28 protein-coding genes are annotated in these 22,404 nt (G+C 40.3%); 21 read left to right on the top strand and 7 right to left on the bottom strand.

Features of this window, described 5'->3' with window-relative positions; translation table 11 throughout:
* The first annotated feature begins 2 nt into the window (after positions 1-2).
* The 20 genes from F896_RS13815 (at position 3) to F896_RS13725 (ending at position 15,855) form a co-directional block, all read left to right on the top strand.
* Entirely contained in the window at positions 3-998 is a 996-nt protein-coding gene (locus F896_RS13815) for a DUF2184 domain-containing protein (RefSeq protein ID WP_016162999.1), read from the top strand.
* Positions 999-1,011: 13 nt separating this feature from the next.
* Positions 1,012-1,410: a hypothetical protein gene (locus F896_RS13810; RefSeq protein ID WP_016163000.1), complete on the top strand. Its 399-nt coding sequence runs from the start codon at positions 1,012-1,014 to the stop codon at positions 1,408-1,410.
* Between the two features lie 8 nt (positions 1,411-1,418).
* A complete protein-coding gene (locus F896_RS13805; RefSeq protein WP_016163001.1) occupies positions 1,419-1,802 on the top strand; it encodes a DUF4054 domain-containing protein in 384 nt (127 codons plus the stop codon).
* Positions 1,803-1,812: 10 nt separating this feature from the next.
* Positions 1,813-2,004, top strand: a complete 192-nt coding sequence (locus F896_RS13800) for a hypothetical protein (RefSeq protein WP_016163002.1) — start codon at positions 1,813-1,815, stop codon at positions 2,002-2,004.
* A gap of 5 nt (positions 2,005-2,009) precedes the next feature.
* A complete protein-coding gene (locus F896_RS13795; protein WP_005312806.1) occupies positions 2,010-2,492 on the top strand; it encodes a hypothetical protein in 483 nt (160 codons plus the stop codon).
* The gene (locus F896_RS13790; protein WP_016163003.1) at positions 2,485-2,928 is read left to right on the top strand and encodes a hypothetical protein; all 444 of its coding nucleotides are present in this window, start codon (positions 2,485-2,487) and stop codon (positions 2,926-2,928) included. Before F896_RS13795 ends, F896_RS13790 begins: the two co-directional genes overlap by 8 nt.
* 59 nt (positions 2,929-2,987) lie before the next feature.
* Entirely contained in the window at positions 2,988-3,755 is a 768-nt protein-coding gene (locus tag F896_RS13785) for a hypothetical protein (protein ID WP_005312810.1), read from the top strand.
* A 6-nt stretch (positions 3,756-3,761) separates the two neighbouring features.
* Positions 3,762-4,073, top strand: a complete 312-nt coding sequence (locus F896_RS13780) for a hypothetical protein (protein ID WP_016163004.1) — start codon at positions 3,762-3,764, stop codon at positions 4,071-4,073.
* Between the two features lie 26 nt (positions 4,074-4,099).
* A complete protein-coding gene (locus F896_RS13775; RefSeq protein WP_032882117.1) occupies positions 4,100-4,333 on the top strand; it encodes a hypothetical protein in 234 nt (77 codons plus the stop codon).
* Positions 4,334-4,413: 80 nt separating this feature from the next.
* Positions 4,414-5,001: a hypothetical protein gene (locus F896_RS0119680; RefSeq protein WP_016163006.1), complete on the top strand. Its 588-nt coding sequence runs from the start codon at positions 4,414-4,416 to the stop codon at positions 4,999-5,001.
* A 114-nt stretch (positions 5,002-5,115) separates the two neighbouring features.
* A complete protein-coding gene (locus tag F896_RS13770; protein WP_016163007.1) occupies positions 5,116-8,097 on the top strand; it encodes a hypothetical protein in 2,982 nt (993 codons plus the stop codon).
* Positions 8,098-8,106: 9 nt separating this feature from the next.
* Complete coding sequence (locus F896_RS13765) at positions 8,107-8,757, top strand: DUF2460 domain-containing protein (RefSeq protein ID WP_016163008.1); 651 nt, start codon at positions 8,107-8,109, stop codon at positions 8,755-8,757.
* Positions 8,754-9,611 carry a DUF2163 domain-containing protein gene (locus F896_RS13760; RefSeq protein ID WP_016163009.1) on the top strand — a complete coding sequence of 286 codons (858 nt, stop codon included), beginning with the start codon at positions 8,754-8,756 and terminating at the stop codon, positions 9,609-9,611. The genes F896_RS13765 and F896_RS13760 overlap by 4 nt, the downstream gene beginning before the upstream one ends.
* A gap of 62 nt (positions 9,612-9,673) precedes the next feature.
* Entirely contained in the window at positions 9,674-11,440 is a 1,767-nt protein-coding gene (locus F896_RS13755) for a hypothetical protein (RefSeq protein WP_016163010.1), read from the top strand.
* Positions 11,440-11,865 carry an NlpC/P60 family protein gene (locus tag F896_RS13750; RefSeq protein ID WP_032882326.1) on the top strand — a complete coding sequence of 142 codons (426 nt, stop codon included), beginning with the start codon at positions 11,440-11,442 and terminating at the stop codon, positions 11,863-11,865. Before F896_RS13755 ends, F896_RS13750 begins: the two co-directional genes overlap by 1 nt.
* Positions 11,862-14,351: a phage tail protein gene (locus F896_RS13745; protein WP_016163012.1), complete on the top strand. Its 2,490-nt coding sequence runs from the start codon at positions 11,862-11,864 to the stop codon at positions 14,349-14,351. The genes F896_RS13750 and F896_RS13745 overlap by 4 nt, the downstream gene beginning before the upstream one ends.
* 68 nt (positions 14,352-14,419) lie before the next feature.
* Positions 14,420-14,701 (top strand): phage holin family protein, encoded by a 282-nt coding sequence (locus F896_RS13740; protein WP_016163013.1) that lies wholly within the window; start codon positions 14,420-14,422, stop codon positions 14,699-14,701.
* Positions 14,691-14,912 carry a hypothetical protein gene (locus F896_RS13735; protein WP_016163014.1) on the top strand — a complete coding sequence of 74 codons (222 nt, stop codon included), beginning with the start codon at positions 14,691-14,693 and terminating at the stop codon, positions 14,910-14,912. Before F896_RS13740 ends, F896_RS13735 begins: the two co-directional genes overlap by 11 nt.
* A gap of 59 nt (positions 14,913-14,971) precedes the next feature.
* Positions 14,972-15,550, top strand: a complete 579-nt coding sequence (locus tag F896_RS13730; protein WP_016163015.1) for a glycoside hydrolase family 19 protein — start codon at positions 14,972-14,974, stop codon at positions 15,548-15,550.
* Positions 15,547-15,855, top strand: a complete 309-nt coding sequence (locus F896_RS13725; protein WP_016163016.1) for a ubiquitination-like system serine protease family protein — start codon at positions 15,547-15,549, stop codon at positions 15,853-15,855. Before F896_RS13730 ends, F896_RS13725 begins: the two co-directional genes overlap by 4 nt.
* A 215-nt stretch (positions 15,856-16,070) precedes the next feature.
* Here F896_RS13725 and F896_RS13720 read toward each other — a convergent pair whose 3' ends face one another.
* The 6 genes from F896_RS13720 to F896_RS13695 all read right to left on the bottom strand — a co-directional run bounded on the left by F896_RS13720 (position 16,071) and on the right by F896_RS13695 (position 20,078).
* Positions 16,071-16,679 carry a hypothetical protein gene (locus tag F896_RS13720; protein ID WP_016163017.1) on the bottom strand — a complete coding sequence of 203 codons (609 nt, stop codon included), beginning with the start codon at positions 16,677-16,679 and terminating at the stop codon, positions 16,071-16,073.
* 42 nt (positions 16,680-16,721) lie between these two features.
* A complete protein-coding gene (locus tag F896_RS13715) occupies positions 16,722-16,961 on the bottom strand; it encodes a PAAR domain-containing protein (RefSeq protein ID WP_016163018.1) in 240 nt (79 codons plus the stop codon).
* 189 nt (positions 16,962-17,150) lie between these two features.
* Complete coding sequence (locus tag F896_RS13710; protein ID WP_016163019.1) at positions 17,151-17,369, bottom strand: hypothetical protein; 219 nt, start codon at positions 17,367-17,369, stop codon at positions 17,151-17,153.
* Positions 17,370-17,374: 5 nt separating this feature from the next.
* Complete coding sequence (locus F896_RS13705; RefSeq protein WP_032882118.1) at positions 17,375-18,670, bottom strand: Y-family DNA polymerase; 1,296 nt, start codon at positions 18,668-18,670, stop codon at positions 17,375-17,377.
* Between the two features lie 14 nt (positions 18,671-18,684).
* Entirely contained in the window at positions 18,685-19,311 is a 627-nt protein-coding gene (locus F896_RS13700) for a LexA family protein (RefSeq protein ID WP_016163021.1), read from the bottom strand.
* A gap of 122 nt (positions 19,312-19,433) precedes the next feature.
* Complete coding sequence (locus F896_RS13695) at positions 19,434-20,078, bottom strand: SOS response-associated peptidase (protein ID WP_016163022.1); 645 nt, start codon at positions 20,076-20,078, stop codon at positions 19,434-19,436.
* 102 nt (positions 20,079-20,180) lie between these two features.
* On the opposite strand from F896_RS13695, the gene F896_RS13690 reads away from it, so the two are divergent.
* Entirely contained in the window at positions 20,181-20,930 is a 750-nt protein-coding gene (locus F896_RS13690; protein WP_016163023.1) for a hypothetical protein, read from the top strand.
* Positions 20,931-20,997: 67 nt separating this feature from the next.
* On the opposite strand, the gene F896_RS13685 is transcribed toward F896_RS13690, so the two are convergent.
* Positions 20,998-22,359, bottom strand: coding sequence for a tyrosine-type recombinase/integrase (locus tag F896_RS13685; RefSeq protein ID WP_016163024.1), 1,362 nt, complete (start codon positions 22,357-22,359; stop codon positions 20,998-21,000).
* Between the last annotated feature and the right edge of the window lie 45 nt (positions 22,360-22,404).

Below are 22,404 nucleotides of genomic sequence, written 5' to 3' on the forward strand. Positions count from 1 at the left end.
ACATGAGCAAATTAGTAAAAATGAAGGCTCGTTTAACGCCTATTTCATATGCAGTTCAAGCTCAGATCGGTGATGCATTCAATTTGGATGCACTTGCGCAGCTATTTATTAAGCTTGAAGAGCAAAACGACATTACTCCACAGCTCGAACAGGTGTTGGATTACGCTAAGTACATCCCTGTTACAAACGTACAAGCTGTATACGGCGGCGGTGAGATCCTATCGCGTAAAAAAGGTGTCGGTATCGGTAAAGATTATTCTGGTACTGGTGATGATATCCCACTTGCAGAGGTGGAATACGACACCGTTAATCTGCCAGTAAAAATTGGAACAATTGGATATCAGTATTCGGTTGTTGAATTGGCTACGGCTCAAGCAATGAATCTCACACTAGAAGCTGATAAAGTCCAAGCGGCAAATTTGGCGGCTGAAAAGCATATGTCAAATGTAGCTTGGTATGGTTATACCAAAGCCAATGCAAGTGGTGTCTTAACTCAGGTAAATGGCTTTTTGAATCAGACTGGTGTAACTGTAGTTGCAGCGCAGTACAACTGGGCTACTGCAACCATTGAGCAAGTTTTAGCTGATTTCAACAATTCATTATCAGAAGTATCTGAGCTTTTCGATGGTGATGCATCGATTCAGCCAGATACCTATCTTATGGCGTCAAATCAGTACCTAAATTTATCAACACGAGTTGTTGCAGACTCAGGTGGTAAAACATTTTTAGATTGGGTAAGTGAAAAAAATATTTTTGCGACTCAGGGTAAGCCATTGACGATTCGTGGTTCTGGACGGGGTAATGATAAAGGCACAGCGGGTGCTGATCGTTCGATTATCTATCGCCGTGATCCATCGTGCATCCAATTTAAGGGGAACAGTGTTGAATTTTTAACGGCACAACCTAAAGGCTTGGATGTTTTAGTTCCTGGTCACTACAAATATCAAGGCGTTTGGTTGAAGCGTGTTGATTCTCTTCGTTACTTGGACCATGTATAAGGATTAAAACCACATGAAATATTCATATACCTATAGCGGCTCTCAGGCCGCTTTTGTTTTTTCTGGCCTTGCTGTTTTACCTGCAGGCGTTCCAACATCAATTGATGCTGATATCCATAAGAAGCTTCAAGACAACAAATTCGCACAGCATTTGATTGAATCGGGTGAAATTGATGTTCAAGAAATTGATGAACCGGGCGAACCTAAATCACCTGGTAGAACGGGTGGACGTAGCACTGGTGGTAAGGGCAAGCAAAATGATACAGCCACAAATGCTGCTAAGGCTGCGGATGATGCGCAGAAAGCCACCTTAGATGCTGCCAAAGCTGAATTAAAAGAGCTTGATGTGACGTTTAGTGATGATGAAACACTAGAACAACTGCAAGCTAAATTGGCTCAAGCCAAGGAATAAGGTGTGTTATGGACGTACAAACGTTTCGCCAAAAGTTTGCCCATGATACGGCGTTAGCCAATCTATCGGATCCTGTCATTCAGGATGCGTTAGACGAGGCCGAGTTGGTCGTATCACAGCTTGAATTTGGCGCATTAAAGGAACGTGCTGTAAGTCTGTATGCAGCACATATTCTTAAAGTTGAAACAAACAGTAAGGGCGGTAGCGCGTTTTCAAATGCATCCAGCATGACCATTGCTGGCCAGAGTGTGAGTTATTCCCGATCGCAAAAAGAAACCTTCTTTGATCAGAGCATTTATGGCCAGCGTTACCTTGCCTTAAAAAATTCAATTCCAATTGATGATAAAGGCACAAACCCTAATCGTTTGGGTGTTGGTGCTTTTGTTGTGTAGGAGAAAATATATGCGTTTTAAATATCAAGCACCGCCAGGATATAAAGCAACTACCTTAGCAATTGCTGGCCAAGATCTGGAAGTTAATAACGGCGTTGTTGAATCACAGGATGACATTATCCAGTTTCTTAAGCCTTTAGGTTTTGAGCGTTATGTTGAAGTAGTAGAAACCAAAAAAACCACTGCTGCAGCTAAAGAGTAAAAGCTATGAGCGATACTCGTGTTGATGTCCATGTCAATTTTGACAATATGAATGATCGCATTAGATTTGAAATAAGACGCACGATTAACGCTCTTACTTTAAGACTGCAGCGAACCATTCAGGAAGATATGTTGAGTGGCCAGAGGCTAAAGGTCCAATCTGGTCGCTTGCGTGGATCTGTTTCATCCAAAGTGGATGAGGATAAAGACTGGATTGAGGGTACAGTTGGTGCAGGCGGTGCATTGGTTCCTTATGCATTTGTGCATGAGTTTGGTTTAAATGGTTCCGTAGGCGTTAAAGCTCACTTGAGAATGATTAAACAAGCTTTTGGTCAACCGATATCACCAACACAGATCAGCGTCCGAGCGCATTCTAGGAATGTCAGATTCAGAGAGTTGCGTTTTATGCGTGACTCACTGGACATGATTGGTCGGATTGCGCCACGTAATATTGATGCCGCAATTCAAAGGGGTATAGCAGGTGGATAGTGAAGCAATATATCAAGCGCTGTTTGATCGACTGAGCACTCATGTTGATGGGGTGGTGACAGTCAGCCGCCGTTTACGTCATTTTAATAACGTGCAGCAAATTGAACGCCCTGCATTGTTTATTACCCAGGGCAACCAACAAGAAGGACCAGTAAAGGGCTTAAATGCCAAAATAGAACTTGCTGCTGAGTTATATCTTTATATCCATGAAGCGGATAAGGAAAAACCACCATCAGCGCAATTAAATGTTTTTGTCGATCGTGTGCGTGCTGCAATTAAACCGGATTTCCCTGAAATGTGTGAATACCAGACTTTAGGGGGATTGGTTGAGCACTGCTGGATTGACGGAACAATTGAAGTATATGAAGCGGTTGAGAATATGCTAGATGACCAGGCAATTGCAATTATTCCTGTCCGGATCCTCACAACCAATTAAACACAATTCATTCAATGACCGCCGTTTGGCGGTTTTGTCATTTTTGAGAGGTCAAAATAATGGCTCAGTATTTATTTGGTGCTGGCAAGATCTTTGCCACACCTATTCAGGATGTTTATGGTCAGCCGATCAGTAATCCTACGCCTGTTGAGGTAGGGGTTCTGCAATCGGTATCAGTCGATATCAGTTATGACTTAAAGGAACTCTTTGGCCGTGGCCAATTTGCTGTAGATGCAGCACGTGGTAAGGGTTCAATTAAGTGTAAGGCAAGTTTTGGCCGTATCAATGGCGCATTACTTAATTCGATTTTCTTTGGTGGTGTAATTGCTGAGGGTGGTATAGAGACTATTGCGCAAACCATTAACGGCGAAATTATCCCTGCAGGTGGCTTGGTTACTCCAGTGGTGCCAAATGCCGGTACTTACGTTAAGGATCTAGGTGTTACAGATTCAAAAGCGGTACCAATGAAGCGCGTAGCAAGTGCACCAACCACAGGGCAATACAGTGTTGATGCTGCAACAGGCGCTTATACATTTGCTACTGCAGACGTGGGCAAAACGGTATTTATCAGCTTTAAATACTCGGCAACGGTGGCAGGTGCCAAGCAGATCACAGTATCTAACTTGGATATGGGATATACGCCAGAGTTTGCCGTGAACTTGCAACGAGACTACAAAGGCAAGTTCATGGGTATGGAGTTCTTCCGTAATGTCAGTAATAAGCTTGGTTTTAGTTCAAAGCAGGATGATTACGATATCCCTGAGTTTGAATTTCAACCCATGGCCGATGATCTAGGCCGCGTATTTAAAGCAACATTGTCGGAGTAAGAGCAGATGCAATTTAAACAAGTTGATAACCCTCGTGGCCAAGAGATTACCATCGACGGCAAACCATTAATGTTTGCACCGTTATCTTTGGGTGCAATTGAAAAGCTTTTACCTGCATTGCAAGGTTTTCAGCCCTCTGATGTTGGTTTGGTGATCGATGTTGCGCATAAATCACTGAAACGCAATTACCCCGACATCACCCGTGATGATGTTGCAGATCTCATTTATATGGACCAATTAGAAGATGTAATGGGTGCTGTAATGTCGGTATCTGGTTTGCAAAGCAAAGAGGTTAAAGAGGACCAGCAGGGGGAATAGATTGGGAGGAGTTGTATACCCATTTGGTGCTTACATTAGGGCGTGATTATGATTATGTCAGAAATGAAATGGATTTAATCCGGCTTAAAGCACTAAATGCGTATCAACGAGAATATCCTCCCACAAATATTGGTGTTCAAAGGCTTTGCCGTATTTTAGAAGCATTTATGGGGATTGAAGATAGTGACCCTATGTCAGATATCACAGATGATGAAGATGATCTGATGGAGGTATTAAATAATTTCCCCCAGGGCGGTTAATATCGCCCTAGCTATATAAATGTGACAAAGATATTTTGGTTTGATAAATTAAGTCCAATATTAAACAACTGGTCATTAGTATGAAAAAATTATTATTTATTGGGTTTTTAATTCTTGGTCTAGCTGGATGTAGCAAACATATTGAAGAAAAATCAGCAGATACAAATCAAGTAGAAGCATCAAATGACGATTTAGCAAAGAAAGGAAATAATTCTGATCAAAAACCTTTAACAAGTTGGAGGTATGAGGAATCCAAAGATGAAATGCGAAATATTTCTCTTAAATTTGCAGGATTAGAATCAAATAATACAGTTGAATTTGAATTTCCTTACAACGGTGGTTCAAAGTTAACAATTGCTTTAAGAAAAAATTCGCAAACACCCAACTCTGATGGTGTGGGATTCTTAATTGACAAAGGTCAGTTTTTTTGCGCCTCTATGGATGGTTGTACTGGATCCATTAAATTTGGGAATGGTTCTATTGAGAAAATTAATTTAAAAATGAGTGATGATCAAAATTCTAAAATTCTATATATGTCTAATGAAGAGCAAATTAAAAGTTTTATTCAAAAATTAAAAAAAGGGGAAAATTTAATTGTTGAGTTACCATTTTTTCAAACTGGTGATAGACAATTTAGCTTTGATAGTACTGGATTAGATTGGGATTAAATTTTTAAAGGTATTAAATAATACCTTATTAACTAAATTTTATTAAGCCGACATTCATGTCGGTTTTTTTATGCCTGTCATATGACAGGTTTTTTTAGGCCTGAGGAAATGTATATGGCAGACAATCGTGTTGAGGTGCGTGTTGGCGCCAGAACAACTGAACTCGAACAAGGCATGAATGATGCTGAGCAAATCGTTGATAATGCTGCGGACAATATTGAGGATACAGGACGAAATATTGATTTTATTCCTGATTTTTCAAGCTTTAGAAGTAGCATTGATTCAATTTCTCAACTTGTCACCACAAGGTTTGAAGAGGTCGGAACATCCATCTCAGCAAGCTTTACCCGTAGTTTTGCTATGGTGGGGCTAGGTATCACCGCAGCTGTAGGAACTGCAATGATTGGGTTGGCAAATTTAACCAATCAAGTTGGTGAAGCCTCAAAAGAGTTGGAAAACCAAGCTCGTTTGGCGAATGCAACTACAACAGAATTTCAAGAATGGGCATTTGCTGCTAAGAAAGTTTCAGTTGAGCAAGATAAGCTTTCAGATGTCATGAAGGATGTGAATGATAAGTTTGGTGACTTCATGCAGACGGGCGGCGGGGAGATGGCCGATTTCTTTGAGAAAATTGCACCAAAGGTTGGTGTTACTTCCAAAGAGTTTCAAGGCTTATCTGGTCCACAAATCCTAGAAAAATATTACCAGACGCTTCAAAAGGCGAATGTATCGCAAGCTGAAATGACATTTTATATGGAGTCTTTGGCTGATGATGCGACTTTGCTAGCACCACTACTAGAAAATAATTCAGATAAATTAAAGGACTTCTCACAGCAAGCGCATGATCTAGGCTTGGTGATGGATGAGCAGGCCATTCGTGCCACAAAAGAGTTTAGTTCTGCACTTGGCATTATTCAGGCAACTATGCAAGGCGTCTTGAATAACATGGCTGCCCAGGCAGCACCAATATTGACTGATCTAGCTAACAAGTTTCTTGATTTTGCTGCGAGGTCCAAAAATGGAATTGATGGATCTGTAACGGCAATTATTACAATATTTGAAAACCTGCTTGGTATTGTGCAATCCGTATTTACATTGATTTCTGATATTTGGAACGATTTAACAGCAGATATCGGTGACGGAGCAATTTCACAAATCAGCTTTATGGACTTAGTTTCAGGGGCAATGAAGGGATTTGCTGCCGTGGCTGTGGGCTTAAGAGTCAGTATTGAGATTGCATTTGCCGCTATTAGAGCGGTTGTATCCACAGTATGTCAGGCAATCAATATAGCCTTTGGTACAGTAATAAATGGTTTTGCAGGGTTTAGTGAAACCATTCAGTATGGGCTAGATGTATTGTCTGCTAAGTTCCAGTCATTTGGAAATGTCGTTAGTAACGTACTTAGCTTTAACTTTTCGGCAGCAAAAGCATCTTGGGAGAATGGTTTATCTCAAATAGGTTCAATCACTGATCGTTATAGCAACCAAATGCAGTCTCGTTTATCGAATATTAAATCCGTATGGAATACGGGCGTAATGACCACTCAGGACTCTTGGAGTGCATTTAAAAACGCATCAGTTCAATCAGCTACAAAAGGCAATGATCAACTTACTAATATGTTTTTCCCTGCTGCAAATAGTCCTAAAGTTGCACCACCACCATCACCAACGTTTAACCCAAACTTTGGCATAGGTACCGGTGTTAAAAATGCAGGTGGATCTGGTGGATCTTCAGCTAAGGCTAAAGCTGATGCCGATGCTAAGGCTAAACAGAGAGCAGCTGAACAGGCAGCTAAGGCCCTTGCTGACATTCGATATAAGTATGCAACTGAAGAAGAAAAGATTGCGCTGGATCTACAAAAAGCCCTAGGCGAAATTGAGAAATCAAAAGTAGCTGAAGCTGAAAAGGCTAAATTTAGAATTGTTGCTGAAAAAGAGGCCAGTGATAAAACCAAAGCTTTGCGTGTCAAGGAGTTTGAGGAGGTAAAAAAACTCCAAGAACAAAGGATAGAGAATGAGCAACTCGCAGCCCGGCGTATTTTTGAAATTAACAAAGCGGAGATTCAGGCTGCCTTTGATGCCAAGAAAATTTCCAATGTTCAAAAGTATAAATTGGAAAAAGAACTCGAAGATCAGTTACGTGAATTAAAACGGCGTGGTTTAGAGGAGCGTCTTGAGCTTGAAAACCAGATGAGTGGAAAGTCTGGAAAGCAAGGTAATCAAAATCAGATTCTTAACAATATTTCTGATTTAGCCACAGATCAGAATGTTGCTGACACTAAGTCTAATGGCTTAATTAGTGATGCGGAAATGAAAGACTTTGAAGCTAAGTTTGGTGGTTTCACATCTCGAATTTCTAACCTTTGGGATAAGGGCATTCAGTCTCTGATGAATGGGACTCTCACATGGAGTAATGCAACTAAAGCTGTACTGATTGACATGGGTACATTTGCATTGCAGTCAGCTACTAAGGAGCTTCAAGGGTGGCTAAGAATCCAAGCGATTAAATTAGCTCGTAAACTTGGTTTTGTTGGTGCGGAAACTGCCGCCGAATCATCTGGCCAGGCTGCACAAACAGGGGCAACAATCGCAGGGGAGGCCACCAGGACAAGTGTTACTGCTGCAGGTGGCATCGCTCGTTTAGGATTAAAAGCGGCTGAAGCAATTAAGGGAATTATGATGTCAGCATGGGAAGCGATGGCGGGTGCATTTAAAGCCATGGTAGCTATTCCTTATGTCGGTCCTATTCTCGCTGTTGGTGCTGGCGCGGCTGCATTTGGTTTGGTGGCTGGTCTTGCAGGCAAAATCAAATCTGCCCGTGGTGGTTATGACATTCCATCTGGCGTCAATCCTGTTACACAACTGCATGAAGAGGAAATGGTTTTACCAAAACAGCATGCCAATACAATTCGTGCATTGGGTAGATCAATGGCGGGTGGAGGTCAAAATCCTGATATGGCTTATGCAGATGTCGGTGCACCGCAGCCAATCAACATTCAAGCATGGGATTCAAGAGACTTAAAACGTTTCATGAAAAAACATGGGCGTGAATTGGCAGGTGGCTTAAAGGGCTATAACCGTAACTTTGGTAAATAAGGATGAAGCATGTCGAATGAATTATTTCCAGAATTACCCGGTTTAGAGTGGGATCTGACCAAGACACCTACTTTTAACACCAAGATCATGACCTCCGTCAATGGTCGTGAGCTGCGGGCCAGTTATCAAGCAGTGCCAAAGTATGAGATCTCTATGTCTTATGCCTTTCTCAGGGAGAATAAGAACAGAAAAGAGTTCCAGATTCTTGAGAGTTTTTTTCTGGCTCGCCGTGGTGCTTTCGATTCTTTCTTGTTCCAAATGCCAGATGATTTTGAGTTTGATTGTACTTTTGTGGGTGATGGCGTAACTACGACATTCCAACTGTATAAGCAAATGCATAATTTACAGTTGCCAATCCGAAACATCAAAGCCACATCACAACCAACAAACCCTTTGATGTGGAATGCCAATAGTTCTCAATTGATGTGGAATGCCAACGATCAAACATTGATGTGGAATAACAGTTCTTCGCAAATAACTGCCGATGGCAAGGTGGTTTTATCTACTCCTTTGGGTGTTGGCCAGATGCTCAATATCAAAGGCATTTATTACTATCGTTGCCGGTTTAAGGAGGACGAACAGCAATATGTGAATTTTATGAAAAAACTTTGGAAGGCCAGCAAGGTCGAGTTTGTTGGATCCTTGGGGAATAAGATATGAGACAGGCCTCAACAAAACTTATTGCACTATTAAATGCGGATCAATTTCTAATGGCTGATCTATATACCATCACAACCATTCAGGGTGATGTGTACCGATACACCAATTATGATTTTGATCTGACAATAGCAGGGCAGTTATATCGTTCAGATGGTCCCATCATAGAGCGTGAAGGCATCACCCAAAATCTTGGTATTGAGGTGGACAGCTTATCGGTCACAATCATGGTAAATGACGATACGCTGTTTAGTGATGTACCAATAGTCCAAGCATTTCATAATGGTATTCTGGATGGGGCGCGGTTCAAACTGGAGCGTGTCTTTATGGATATGAATACTCCAACTGATACCAGTGCTGGTGCAATCACATTATTTGAAGGGAGTTTGATTGAACCAGAAATGGACCGCAATCAGATCCACGTCAATGCCGCCTCAGATACCGATATTCTGAATGTCAAAATGCCACGCAATCTTTACCAACCGAGTTGTTTAAATACGCTATTTGATAGCGGGTGTGGCTTGTTGAGTTCAGCATTTGTGGTCAATACAGCAATCGAAGCAAACAGCACACCGAGCCGTATTATATGTACCTTAAATCAACCTCAGGGGTGGTTTACTCAAGGCGTAGTCGAGTTCACCCAAGGTGTTAATCGGGGGATTAAACGTACGGTTCGATTTCATGAGTCAGGGGCCTTGCTGCTTACCTTGCCACTTTTAGAAATGCCTGCAATTGGTGAGGCAATTAAAGTTTACCCAGGTTGCGACAAGCGCCTTGAAACATGCCAAAACCGGTTTAACAACCGTACACGCTTTCGTGGCGCTCCATTTGTTCCTGTTCCTGAGACATCCGTTTAAATAATTTCTTATTCGTTTTAGCCAAGCACCCGAAAGGGTGCTTTTTTTATGGAAAAAATAAAATGGCCGAATTACCTACTGCAGATCAATTCATAGATCCATCCACAACCGAGGCGCAGTTTAAAAATGCACTAAAATTATTGGTTGAGAATGTTGCTTCTGTGGATTTAGTAAATCAAAGGGCTGAACGCTCAAGCTATCTACTATCAGGTTTTATAATTAAGCAACGAGTAGTAGCATCGGAAGCCGTTGAGATTGCTTTTACTGATTTAACTATTGCTAAAGGTGCAGGAAATGGTGGTGCACGTGTAGCCGGTGGCACTTATACATTGGCTGCTGGGCAGGCTATTTATGTAGATTTGGATAGTGCGCCTGTGAACAATCGCCTTATACCTCAATTGACTGTAACCTCAGGGGATATGGGATACCTTTCGCTTGCGGAGGGTAAAGATGCATTTCTTAAAGGCCGAAAGATATTACTATTTATAAACGACTTATATGGATATGGCGGCTTACTTTTTGGGCATTATCGGCATACTGCTCGACCGGTGGGCGATATTTGGTTGAAGAATGGCACGAATAGAGTTTATTTTGATGCATCAACAAGAACCCTGTCATGGAGTGGTACATTCTTCTTACCTAATCGTGGTCTAAATCGTCGGTACCGGCTTGAAGCTGGTAGCGTTACTTTTTCTGGTGGAGGATTGCAGACAGCATATATTGACTTAAATTTAGCAGATGCTGGAGGGAATATTCCTAAGGAGGCGGTTAAAGTTGGTATATACACTGGTGGCGCGACAACGGAATCATTTGAAAACCTGGCAAACCAGTTGCCATTTTATATTTATAATACCTCATTAGATGGTGAGCACTATCCGGTCGGTGGGTTCCCGAAACCAACTATTGTTAATTTGGATATCCCTTATAACAATCTTGACGACAATGATGTTGTTGTTTTTGTGGGCGCATCTGCAATAGATATTTACATGAAAGGGTCTAAGCGCTTATCAACAAAATATACCGATTGGCGAATTGCCCGGCAAACGGCACCTTTTGATCCTAATAACCAGCTCGGTAATGTTGATGTTTGGCGTATCCAAGGGGTATATGAAGTTGATAAACCTCAATCCAGTTTTGGCTTTACCCGAACCCGTGAAATTGTGACTGCAGGAGAGATGGAGTGCGCGATTCTTGAGGATGGTAAAGGTGATTTTATGGGTGGCTGGCATGGGGATGAGATTTTAACTTCATTCATGTTTATGGTTGATGGCAAGCCGATCGATCCTTCCGTATCAAAAAGCTTTGTCTGCAAGAAGTTTGAACTTATCCAGGTGTCAGATATGTTCCGGATGAACACGCAGATTAAAGTAGCAGACCATACCAAGCATCTAATTTTTGAGAATAGAAAACTACGCTTAAAGCAGTATGTAAAATGGGTGATGTCTCTTATTATCAAAACTGCTTACCTAACGATGTTGCCAATCAAGCGCAAACAAAACGACACTTCTGGTGAGCAGATTACGGATAAAGCAATCCGCGAACCGCTTTATGCAATAGAAAATATTGGCGAGGCTGATTTTGAGAGAACGTTAACAATGGGTTCTTTACCAGCATGCCAGATATGGGGGCCAACGGGTATTGATGCTTCAGTAGAGTTTCTAAAGCATCCGAACAATCCGACCGCTTGTTTCTATATCGCGAACCCAACTAACTACAACAAATTCTACTATTCGGTAGCTGGAAACTTTATTGGCACAGAGCGTCATACAACAGCTATAGGCGAAGTTTGGGAAACAGATTCCATTATTTCAGTGAATTCAAGTTTATGATGTCCAAAGCAAGTGAAGCTGTTGACGAGGCCATGACCTGGCTCGGCACGCCATATCATCACCAAGGCCGTATCAAAGGTGTTGGTGTTGATTGTGGCACTTTAATTTGTGAGGTTTTTGAAAAGGTAGGGCTGATGGATCACTTGGATCCTCGGCCATACCCTCCCGATTGGCATATGCACCAAATGGGACAGCGCTATTTAGAACATGTCCTTAGCGTGTGTTATGAAGTGGAAGAACCTCAACCAGGTGATCTGGTTTTATATCATTTTGGCAAATGCATCAGTCATGGTGCAATTGTTGTGGAATGGCCAACCATTATCCATTCCTATATTCATTTAGGCGTCATCCTGCAGGATGGCACAAAAGGAAGTTTAGCCCGCCGTTGTGCGGGCTTTTTTCGTATGAAGAGGCTGAAAGAATGAGTGGAGTGTTTGGTAGTACCACAATCAGCATGTCAGATACCCGCATTAATTCAATGCGGATCCAACAATCAGCTTATGGATTGTGTCAGCCATTGGTCTATGGAAAAACCCGTGTGGCCGCGAATATGTTCTGGTATGGCGATTTTAAAGCAATCGCTCATACCACAACGACAAAATCTGGTGGTAAAGGCGGCAAGACCAAAACCAAGAATACTACCTATACTTATAGCGCCTCATTAATGCTTGGTCTATGTGAAAACCAGATTCAAGATATTGGCATGATATGGGTGGACAAAGATCAGCTTGTGGCCAAGCAAGAGGGTGGTGTAATCCTTCAGCCGATCGATCAGCTTGGCTTCGAGTTGTTTGACGGAAATAACAATCCGATGTGGGGGTATATTTCCAGTGCTCACCCCAACCAAGCTTTGAATTATCCGTTTCTTGGTTACGTTGCAGCAGCAAACTATGACTTGGGTGGTAGTGCTAGTCTGTCTAATCATAATTTTGAAGTGATTAGCACAATCACACTATCTTCAACTATTCATGATGCCAATCCAGCAGATGTGATAGAGGACTTAATCAGTAATCCGCGCTACGGCGCAGCTCCAAGCTTAAATATCGCTAATTTGAACGAGTTTAGGACCTATTGCCGAGCTGCAAATCTTTTAATTTCGCCTGCCTTCACAGAACAGCGTGAAGCACATGAGATTATTAATGAGATCGTTGAGTCCGTAAATTGTGCTGTCGTACCAAGTCCTGATGGGTTAAAAATCAAATCGTTTGGCGATGCCGCAATGACTGGCCACGGCGTAACGTTCACGCCAGATCTTACACCGGTTTACCATTTAAATGATGATGATTTTCTTGGTGAAGATGAGCCTGTCAAAGTTCGCCGTAGCCGTGATACTGATGCTTATAACCACGTGCAGATTGAGTACATCAATCGATACAACCAGTACAACACGGAAACGGTCGAAGCCAAGGATCAGGCCAATATTGAAATGTTTGGATTGCGATCGGAAGAGCCTCAAAAGCTAACTTTTTTTTGTGAGCCAAAGATTGCCAGGCATGTGGCCCAACTACGTTTACAGCGATTGCTCTATGTTCGTAATGAATACGAGTTTCAACTGGGATGGAAGTACTGCCTGCTTGAGCCGATGGATATTGTGACTATCACGGATGTTTCATTAGGTCTGGATCAGTTTGCGGTTCGTATTACTCGGGTGGAAGAGGATGACGATGGGGTGTTAACCATTACTGCAGAGGAAGTGGCAGAGGGTTCTAGATCTGCAATTGAATATGATCTGCAAGCATCTAATGGTTATCAAGGCGGTAATGAAGAGCCAGGTAATGTAAATGCACCTGCGATATTTGAACCGCCACTAGATATGACTGATGGTAAAAATGAAGTATGGATGGCGGTGTCGGGTGGTTTGAATTGGGGTGGTTGTAATGTTTGGGCCAGTCTTGATAACACCACGTATGAACTCATTGGAACGATTTATGGTTCAGCTCGATATGGTCAGTTGGTTGTACCAATATCCAATAATGCCACATCCATGCAGATTCAGTTAAATACAGCAAGTCAGTTATTCAGTGGTACCTTGCTTGATGCTCAAACAGATCAAACGATATGCAAAGTGGGTGACGAGTATTTTAACTATCAAGAAGCCACTTTGAATGGATCTGGACTGTACACATTAAGTGATGTTTTGCGTGGCCGTTTTAATGATGCTCAAAATCACAATGCAGGTGAAAGCTTTATACGTTTGGACAGGGCTATCTTTGAATATAGCTTTAATACCAATCTTATTGGAAAACAGATCTATTTGAAGTTCACCAGCTTTAATGGACTTGAACAAAAAGAGCAAACGTTGGATGAAGTCACTGCATATAGCTATACGTTGAACGGTGGACGGCCATCTGGTGTGATTGGTCTATCACTACAATCACCATTTGTGGGGACATCGTTTAAAGTCCAATGGCAAAGTACTGCAGGGGCAAATAGTTATATTGCTCAGATATGGTCCAATGGTGTGAAGTTGCGAGAGGTTGAAACCACTAACACGGATTACAGCTATTCGATTGAAGAGGCCAAAGTTGATGGCGTTCAGCGTGCTTATACAATTCGAGTAGCCAGCAAGCGCGGGGCGAACTTAAGTACATTTGCTGAGTTGAGTATCAGTAATCCGGTACCACCTGTATTGAGTAATATTTATACCGCGTCCAATGCTAATTCAATCACGATCAATTGGGTGCCAAGTGATGTTCCTGATCTTAAGGATTATGCAGTTTGGTTGAGTGCGACTGCAGACTTCGACCCTACAACAACAGCGCCGTCTTGGACGGGTACAACATTAACAACCACTATAGGAGGGTTACAAGCAACAACGCCATATTATATTCGTGTCGCAGCGAGAGACGTATGGAAAGAAACAACCTGGAACTATTCAAATCAGATTACTCAAAGTACATCTGAAGCTTAAAACATAGATTTTAATCTAAATAATTAGCCTCCCATTTACGGAGGCTTTCTTATTTCTGGAGACAGAAAATGCAAGAACAGGCAGCAAGCGCGGTTGAAGCTGCTACAAACACAATCGCAGCAGCAGCACCAAAAGTATCTTATATGTCGGCGGGGGCATCTGTGGCAGCGTATGCAGCAAGTGTAGATTGGGCGGTATGGTTTTCGGTTTTTATTGGTGTGATTTCGTTTTTCACTACACTGTATTTTAAACGGCGTGATGACAAGCGTGCTGAAGAGATCCACGAGTTGAGAAAGAAACAATACGAGCAAACTAAAGAGCGTTTAAAAGGTGATTTAGATGACAAGTGAACAAACGCGGGCTTATCTGGCCTTTGCATTAGTTGCATTAATGTTTGTCCTGGTAATCGCATTATTCTTTGTTGATATGCCACGGGAAAACAGTAACTTAATAAACACGGCCTTGGGTTTTATTGCAGGGGCAATGACCACCGCTTGCGGATTCTACTTCGGTAGTTCAGAGCAAGAAAAGAAAAAAGATAAAGACAGTCCCAATCAGTAATTAAATTTTTAAAACAATATGACCGCCTCACGGCGGTTTTTTATGCATGAGGAAAAGTGATGAGCATTCAAAATTTACAGAAAGCATTGGGCGTTAAAGACGACGGTATCGTTGGCCGTGCAACGCTGACGGCCTTATTCAAAAAACTAGGTGCAACACATGCACGTGCTGAAGAGCTTGCACTTGCGGCGAATGTACACATGCAGTCATATCATATTTTAGATAATGATTTACGACTGGCACATTTCATTGCCCAGCTGGCACATGAATCTGGTAATTTCCGTTATATGGAAGAAATCGCCAGTGGTGCAGCCTACGAAGGACGTAAGGATCTAGGCAACACTGAAAAGGGGGATGGCACTCGATATAAAGGCCGTGGACCGATTCAGTTAACTGGCCGTGCAAATTACCGTAAGTATGGTCAAGCTCTTGGCATTGATTTTGAAAACAACCCGCAAATCGTTGCATTACCGAGTATTGGGATGCTGGTGGCATGTAAGTACTGGTCTGATAATGAATTGAATGAATATGCGGATAAAGATGATATTAAAATCATCACAAAGCGTATCAATGGTGGTTTCAATGGTCTTGCGGATCGTACCAATCAACTAAGCAAAATCAAAGGTTGGTTGTCATGAGCGAAACAGTAACTTTACTAACTCCATATTTGGAATATTGGAGTAGCGGCATGTACTTATTTAAGTGCCCTGGTTGCAAGTATTTACATCCATTTCATGTCAACGCACATCCAAACGGCAGCAAATGGAATTTTAATGGTGATGTAAATAAACCAACTTTCACACCATCCTTACTGGTGAATGATCATCATACTGAAAGCCGATGCCACCTATTCCTAACAGACGGAAAGATTCAATTCTTATCTGACTGTCACCATGAATTGGCAGGCCAGACAGTTGAGATGGTACCGATTGATGATGGGTGATTATGCAATCTCAGATCCAGAAATTTAAATGCAAACGCTCATTATCTTCATTGATTCTGAGCGTTTTAATTTTGTGTCTTGTGCCCGGTTGCACCGCTCACACCATCAACAACGATATTCATGTTGGGAAATGTGTTAGACGATTTTGAAAATAATTTTCAGCTGTTTTTTCAAAGAAGATGCCAATTTTATAAATTGGCATCTTTGGGAATTATTTAAAAACCAAGTGATGGCCCGTCCCTATCTCTCTGACGTTCTCTTGTGATTTCCTTTTGTTTTTCTTCTTTTGGAGTTGATTCAAGATTAAGTTCATGCTTTAAACCAAACTCTTGTAAACTCATACAAGTAGTTATTTCATTGTTGTTATTTACTCCAGCAATGAATGCATAACTACCTAGATTTCCGCTGGATGAAGTACCTTTCTCACTTTTCAATTTGATAAAAAAATTTAAATATTTGAGAAAACTATCTATATCTTTGCCATATTCAAGTATTTTTTTTATATCTTTTTGCTCTCGTCTAGAAAAATAAGTTTTTGCTACCAGATCAAACTCACCATTTAATATTTCACCGTAAATGAGGTAATGATGGTGGTCGTATTTTTCTAGAGCCATATAAGCGTCTGCATATGATCTAAATTTTTTCTTTTCAGTATCCAGTGATTCTGCACGAGCTTTAAATTCGATGATTATCCATTTTTGTTGATAATCAGAGAGAATGGCATCTCCAGCTAATTCATGTTTCCCATCTAGTGGGGCTACTAAATGATCAGCAACATATTTTTTTATGAAAAAATATTCAACTGTTTTTTCCCACCATTGCATACAGCCTTACTCCTTTTTTACTAAGAAAATTATCATTCAAATTTATCCAGCTTTAACTAGCTTGCATCCACATGAGAGGGAATCACCCACTCGTGCTATTGGTCTACCGCCAATATGATAGGTTGGGTCACCAGTAACAATGAATGCTATTGTATTGTGAAGTGGACAGGTTGCCTCATCACCAACGCAGGTGATTGCTTTCCCAACAACTAAAAAGTTCTTATTTCCACTGATGACTTTACCGCCGCTAGAGGTTGGCCAATCAACCGTTATATATTCCATTGCGGTATTACCCTCATATTTTAAAATTGTTATTGAGGGATAATATCAATGTAAAAAAAATAGTATATAAAATACTTTAAATAATTGATAAATTTAACTTTATAGGAATTATTTGTTATCACTTTGGGCTATTATGAGAAATTAAATATTGATAGATAAAAAGAAACCCTCAAAAGAGGGCAATCTAAATTAATCTACAGTCCCAATGATTGGTATCAACTGAGGACCTGCTAAACGGGCCTTTGCAATAATCTCTACTAGTTCGTCATAAGTTAATTCAAACTTATCTTCACTATCAAAAACATACACTATGTTTTTGCCTTCCAATTCTGGTGGTTTCTCAGGTACAAAACGCTTCGGAATAAGGATCTGTGCAAGCTGTTCGTTTGTTAAATTAAAAATATGCATAGTGGTTACCCGATTCTAAAAAGTTCGTTCCAGTTGGTGAGGTATGAGGGCGAGCGGCGGTTTTGATTCATCTGCCATATAGCCTTAGTGTCATTACACAGGCCAAGGGAGACATGATCTTTTCCATACTTCTCTTTGATTGCTTCCATTGTTTGCGAAAGCTTTTCGCGTTGATTTCGTTGTGTGTAGTCAGTGAATAGATCCGGAACAAATTTCGATTTAGGAATTAACTCGAGAAGAACAATTCCTGCTTTCTTGTATTTAAATCCCTTCTTGTAGATCTGGTCGATTCCTTTCATTGCTGCCCTGGTAATCTCTAACAAATCATCAGTATGTTCAGGCATTTGCACAATAATGTAAGGGGAATAACGTTCCTCTTTATTAAAGCGGCCAGTTTGGATAAACACCCCAATCATCTTACAAATGGAGCCATCATGACGCATTCTTTCAACGCCTCGAGTCACAAATAAACGCACTGAGGATTTGATGTCATCTTTCTCATAGACAGGCTGGCCATACGAGCGGCTGCTAATAATTTGTTGCTTTGATGGATTCTCATTTTCAATATCGATGCATGAAACTCCCTGCAGCTCGCGTACTGTTTTTTCCATGACAATTGAAAATGACTTTTTGATCTCCTTCGGATTTGATTCAATCAGATCCAATACAGATTTAATGTTCATTAAGTTTAGTTTTTTGCAGTTCTGACGGCCAACGCCCCAGACTTCAGCTACATCCACCTGCGAGAGCAATTGTTCTGCAGAGCACGGATCCATCTCAGCTAAATTACACACACCATCAAAATATTTATTCTTCTTCGCAATATGATTTGCGATTTTAGCCTCTGTTTTGGAGCGACCAATTCCAATGCAGCAGGGCAGCCCCAGCCATTGCAAAGCCTTCAATCTCATTTCCTGAGCATATGCCGTCAGATCATAGTTTTTTGCGTAAGTAGTTAATTCTAAGAAACTTTCATCAATACTATAAATCTCTTGCTCTCCTGGTGCGACATACTGGCCAAGGAGGCTCATAAAACGGCGTGACATTTCAGCGTATAGTGCGTAATTGCTTGATAGCACTTGAACGTTGTGCTTTTTAACAATGTCCTCAATCTGAAAAAGTGGGACACCCATACGGATGCCCAGATCCTTTACTTCTTGGCTTCTTGCCACGGCACAGCCATCGTTATTAGAAAGGACTAGGCATCCAATATCATTGAGTTTTGGATTAAAAACACGTTCGCACGAAACGTACATGTTATTCACATCCACCAAAGCGAATATGCGAGTTTTACTTTTCATGTTTATTCTTCTTATTATGAGCGGTAATGCATACGCTTTAAGTTGAATGTCACCACACCCCATATAACCACGGTTTGATTATCTGCAGGGATGATATGCTCATAAGCGGGATTTTCAGCTTTTAGCCAGAGTTTTGGGAGAGGGTAATCCTCATCACCAAAGATCTCTTTAATGTCGTTCTTGGACATTTTCGCTGTAATCATAAGGCGCTTAATCGTTGAGTCTTTGTTATCGATTAACGCAACAACGATATCCTGGTGCGCTGCTTCAATGCTTCGATCGATGATAATTGGATCATCAATTTCAAGACCAGCACCAAGCATTGACTCACTGTCAACTCTGGCCATGAATGACGATATCGGGTTATGAATTAGGTATTCATTCAGATCTACGGTCGTATCTAAATCATCTTTGGTTGCGAAAGCAGGGCCAGCAGGAATACGCTCTAATGCCATTGGAATAGAGGTTTTTGATTTAGGCAGGATAGGGGTAAGCCCAAGCTTGTCGATCAGATCTGTTTGCATTGAGATCTGTTCTAGCAGGGTATTGATAGTGGGGCTAGGCTTCCCATCTTGGCCCATGAGAGTCTGTAGACTCGTCCATGCGCCTTCCGAGAAGTAAATAGGCAACTTCTTAGACATTTGGTTTCTCCTACGCTACTGGGCGTGTTTGGATTTACCATTTTAGGATAAGATTTTTACCACTATAAATTCAAATTTATTTATCTGTGGATAAACAAGGACAAGTCAAAAGTTGTCGCTAGTCAGTGTGTGTTTGGTCGGAATTTATGCATTTCTGATTTTGGGGCTGCAGTGTACTCATCTACAGGCATATCTACTAAAAAGTCCATTGCTTGATCATGTCCACATGTGAGCCAATCATTGCGCCTTCCTTTCGGAATCACAACGATTGATCTTTTTTCATCATCAGGCGCATGAAATCGGTTCATGAAGGGATGGTCATCAGCATTGATCGTTAACATGCTCATTGATATAACAGGTTCGCCGTTAACAGTCGCATGTTCGTAAATTCCCGCCACTGTGAAAGGCATATCATCTTCACGATAAATCCCGTACCAATGTGATTTCCCGTCGATATATTTAGGCTCAAAAATTGTCTCGACTGGAATCAAACAAAATTGATTTTTAGACCAGGCATGGCGAAAGCTTGGCTTAGATGCAACGGTCTCAGAACGAGCGTTATATGTGTTTCGAACTTTTTTGATGTCATCAGCCCAGTTTGGTACCAGACCAAACCTAGCCGCCCGCCATTCTAACCCTTGCTCAGTCGAAATTATGATAGGGCCATCATAACCAGGGAATAGGTCAGCTTTGTACTCGAATGTCGGCTCATATAAATTTAATAGTTGAGCTCGACTTTTTCTTATAGGTTCGTAGTTGGCGCACATAGCAATAGACCTGAATTTTTAAATTAACTATGCAGTAGATTAGTGTTAATTACTTATGAAGTTTTGTGTAATATACTTACAACAAAATTAATTGGATAAGAAATGGAATTAAAAGATATCGTTGGTGTTGTTGATCAATATTTTAGACCTTTAATTATAGTTATTTCTACTGCAATTGCTATCTTTTTATCTTCAAAAAAGCTGGGAAATAAAGTCTCTGCACATTATAAGATAGTATCAGATACACTTTCAGCTGCAAGAATCGATGATATTGTTCTTGTGAATTACAAAGATAAGCCTGTACCAATTTTTGGTGTATACGCCCTATTTAAAGATAACGAGTTACTTGAATTAGAGTTATGTGATCCACCTTTGGTAATTGAGCCATATGGATCAGTAAGCGTTAAAACAAAACCATTTAGCAGATTAATTGTAAATGGTGATAATTTTAAACCTGATTACTTTGAAGCAACTATATTGTTGGATTCTGTTGATAAATTTATAACTTGTAAATCATATAAGAGAAATATTAGTATACAGAGTAAATACAAAATAATTAATAAACAACGAAAATCATTTAATGGAATAGTGCATTCAGGTAATCATCCTTTTGTTCTTGTATATATTATTAATGGGGAACAAAAAACCTCATTTATAACCTTAACAGGTATTATTGAAAATCAATGGGATCAAGCTTACAATGGAATAGGAATAAGAACTGGTGAAACTCTAAATGAAAGAATTATTAATGATTTTCTAATTCAACAGGGTTACTCAGAAATTTTTACCAATTATGTGATTTTTAAGTATATAAATGGAGATTATTCAGCAGTATTATCTAAAAGTAAATAGATGAATTAAAGCTATTAAGTTCTCCTTAATAGCTTTAAAATTAAATAAATTAGTGAAATATTAATCTTTAAGTTTGTTCATGGCAACTGGTTAAAATGATTTTATTATGCTCAATCCACTTTTCTTGAATATTCCTTATGGATTTATTTTGTTCAAAGTAAATTCTATTTTTGATTAGAGCCTTGGAAATGTCAGACAGCACAACATTTTCAATCATATTCATAGCTTTGCGAAGATCACCAAAAGTTACTTGGACATATCCATCGGTCACATCGTTATCATCATCTTCGGTAGTGTGATTAATAAGTTTTTTGATTGTATAACTACCGATTGCCAGACTATTTGCGATCGTTCCAAATGTTCTTCGCAAGTCGTGAAATGTAAATTGAATGCCAGTTGTTTCCGTTATTGTATAACGAGCTTCACGTTTATCAATGATATGTGAATCAAGCGAATCCCCAGGGAAAACATATTTATTCTTACCAGTGAGTTTTTTCCGTTCTGCCATGATATACCAAAGCATTTCTCCCATTGGTAGAAGGAGATCCTCGTGGTTTTTAGGATCTTGGATTTTTATAGTTCCATATTTTAAGTCAACATTTGACCACTCAAGTGTTTCGCCTTCCTCTCTGCGGAAACCAGTTAAGATTAATAAAAGTAAAAAGTCCTGATTTATATATCCACGATGATTTGCATTTTGATTGCCAGCCCACCAGGTAGTACATACAGCGAGTGACCAATCATGTATCTGGTCAGATCGAATGTAACCTTTACGGCGTTTGATCTTGTTCCATTTTTTCTCTTTATAAATAACTCCTACAGGGCTTTTCTCAGTAATAATTTTTTCGTCATGATCGTTATAAAGAATTGATGCATTAAAGTTGTAGACTGCTGATAAAAACTTCATTGCTAGATTTGCCTGCGCTAAGCTTCGCACAGATAAATCCATGTGTTTATGTAAAGTCATTTTCTGAGAAATTTCAGTAATTTTAATATCTTTCCAGTCTTTGAAATAATCATTCGCGCATCGATCATAAGCATCTATTGTATTAGCACTTAGCTTTTTTTTACTTTTATAGATTTCATAAGCTTTTTCTAGTGTTGGGATCAAATCATTCGCTTCTTTTTTAGATTTAAAATCTGATTTTAATTGTCTTTTTTGGGCGACTGGATCAATACCCTGGTGCATCATCAACAATATTTTTTTTGCTTCAGTGCGGGCTTGTTCAAGAGTATAGACGCCATGTTTACCAATAGATTTTCTTTTATTTCGACCGTCTGGCATTCTCGTTTCAACGAAATAGGTTTTAGACTTTGTTGCAATTAAGCCAAAGCCGATCGTTATGGAGTCGCGATAAAATTTACTGCCAGATTCTTCAAGAGGGATGCTGTCGATAAAAGTTTTAGTAAGTTTATATCTTTGGCTCATGTCGATTTAAAAAGTATGAAACGATACACGGCAATATAGCACAAT

The organism is Acinetobacter genomosp. 15BJ, assembly GCF_000400715.1.
GTDB lineage: Bacteria > Pseudomonadota > Gammaproteobacteria > Pseudomonadales > Moraxellaceae > Acinetobacter.

Excerpts from the sequence above, each read along its gene's own strand:
- F896_RS13770 (WP_016163007.1), top strand. The coding sequence starts at position 5,116 with ATGGCAGACAATCGTGTTGAGGTGCGTGTTGGCGCCAGAACAACTGAA.
- F896_RS13755 (WP_016163010.1), top strand. The coding sequence starts at position 9,674 with ATGGCCGAATTACCTACTGCAGATCAATTCATAGATCCATCCACAACC.
- F896_RS13745 (WP_016163012.1), top strand. The coding sequence starts at position 11,862 with ATGAGTGGAGTGTTTGGTAGTACCACAATCAGCATGTCAGATACCCGC.
- F896_RS13720 (WP_016163017.1), bottom strand. The coding sequence starts at position 16,679 with ATGCAATGGTGGGAAAAAACAGTTGAATATTTTTTCATAAAAAAATAT.
- F896_RS13685 (WP_016163024.1), bottom strand. The coding sequence starts at position 22,359 with ATGAGCCAAAGATATAAACTTACTAAAACTTTTATCGACAGCATCCCT.
- F896_RS0119680 (WP_016163006.1), top strand. The coding sequence starts at position 4,414 with ATGAAAAAATTATTATTTATTGGGTTTTTAATTCTTGGTCTAGCTGGA.
- F896_RS13785 (WP_005312810.1), top strand. The coding sequence starts at position 2,988 with ATGGCTCAGTATTTATTTGGTGCTGGCAAGATCTTTGCCACACCTATT.
- F896_RS13760 (WP_016163009.1), top strand. The coding sequence starts at position 8,754 with ATGAGACAGGCCTCAACAAAACTTATTGCACTATTAAATGCGGATCAA.
- F896_RS13715 (WP_016163018.1), bottom strand. The coding sequence starts at position 16,961 with ATGGAATATATAACGGTTGATTGGCCAACCTCTAGCGGCGGTAAAGTC.
- F896_RS13805 (WP_016163001.1), top strand. The coding sequence starts at position 1,419 with ATGGACGTACAAACGTTTCGCCAAAAGTTTGCCCATGATACGGCGTTA.
- F896_RS13710 (WP_016163019.1), bottom strand. The coding sequence starts at position 17,369 with ATGCATATTTTTAATTTAACAAACGAACAGCTTGCACAGATCCTTATT.
- F896_RS13795 (WP_005312806.1), top strand. The coding sequence starts at position 2,010 with ATGAGCGATACTCGTGTTGATGTCCATGTCAATTTTGACAATATGAAT.
- F896_RS13815 (WP_016162999.1), top strand. The coding sequence starts at position 3 with ATGAGCAAATTAGTAAAAATGAAGGCTCGTTTAACGCCTATTTCATAT.
- F896_RS13690 (WP_016163023.1), top strand. The coding sequence starts at position 20,181 with ATGGAATTAAAAGATATCGTTGGTGTTGTTGATCAATATTTTAGACCT.
- F896_RS13735 (WP_016163014.1), top strand. The coding sequence starts at position 14,691 with ATGACAAGTGAACAAACGCGGGCTTATCTGGCCTTTGCATTAGTTGCA.
- F896_RS13700 (WP_016163021.1), bottom strand. The coding sequence starts at position 19,311 with ATGTCTAAGAAGTTGCCTATTTACTTCTCGGAAGGCGCATGGACGAGT.
- F896_RS13765 (WP_016163008.1), top strand. The coding sequence starts at position 8,107 with ATGTCGAATGAATTATTTCCAGAATTACCCGGTTTAGAGTGGGATCTG.
- F896_RS13705 (WP_032882118.1), bottom strand. The coding sequence starts at position 18,670 with ATGAAAAGTAAAACTCGCATATTCGCTTTGGTGGATGTGAATAACATG.
- F896_RS13725 (WP_016163016.1), top strand. The coding sequence starts at position 15,547 with ATGAGCGAAACAGTAACTTTACTAACTCCATATTTGGAATATTGGAGT.
- F896_RS13730 (WP_016163015.1), top strand. The coding sequence starts at position 14,972 with ATGAGCATTCAAAATTTACAGAAAGCATTGGGCGTTAAAGACGACGGT.
- F896_RS13780 (WP_016163004.1), top strand. The coding sequence starts at position 3,762 with ATGCAATTTAAACAAGTTGATAACCCTCGTGGCCAAGAGATTACCATC.
- F896_RS13800 (WP_016163002.1), top strand. The coding sequence starts at position 1,813 with ATGCGTTTTAAATATCAAGCACCGCCAGGATATAAAGCAACTACCTTA.
- F896_RS13810 (WP_016163000.1), top strand. The coding sequence starts at position 1,012 with ATGAAATATTCATATACCTATAGCGGCTCTCAGGCCGCTTTTGTTTTT.
- F896_RS13740 (WP_016163013.1), top strand. The coding sequence starts at position 14,420 with ATGCAAGAACAGGCAGCAAGCGCGGTTGAAGCTGCTACAAACACAATC.
- F896_RS13750 (WP_032882326.1), top strand. The coding sequence starts at position 11,440 with ATGTCCAAAGCAAGTGAAGCTGTTGACGAGGCCATGACCTGGCTCGGC.
- F896_RS13695 (WP_016163022.1), bottom strand. The coding sequence starts at position 20,078 with ATGTGCGCCAACTACGAACCTATAAGAAAAAGTCGAGCTCAACTATTA.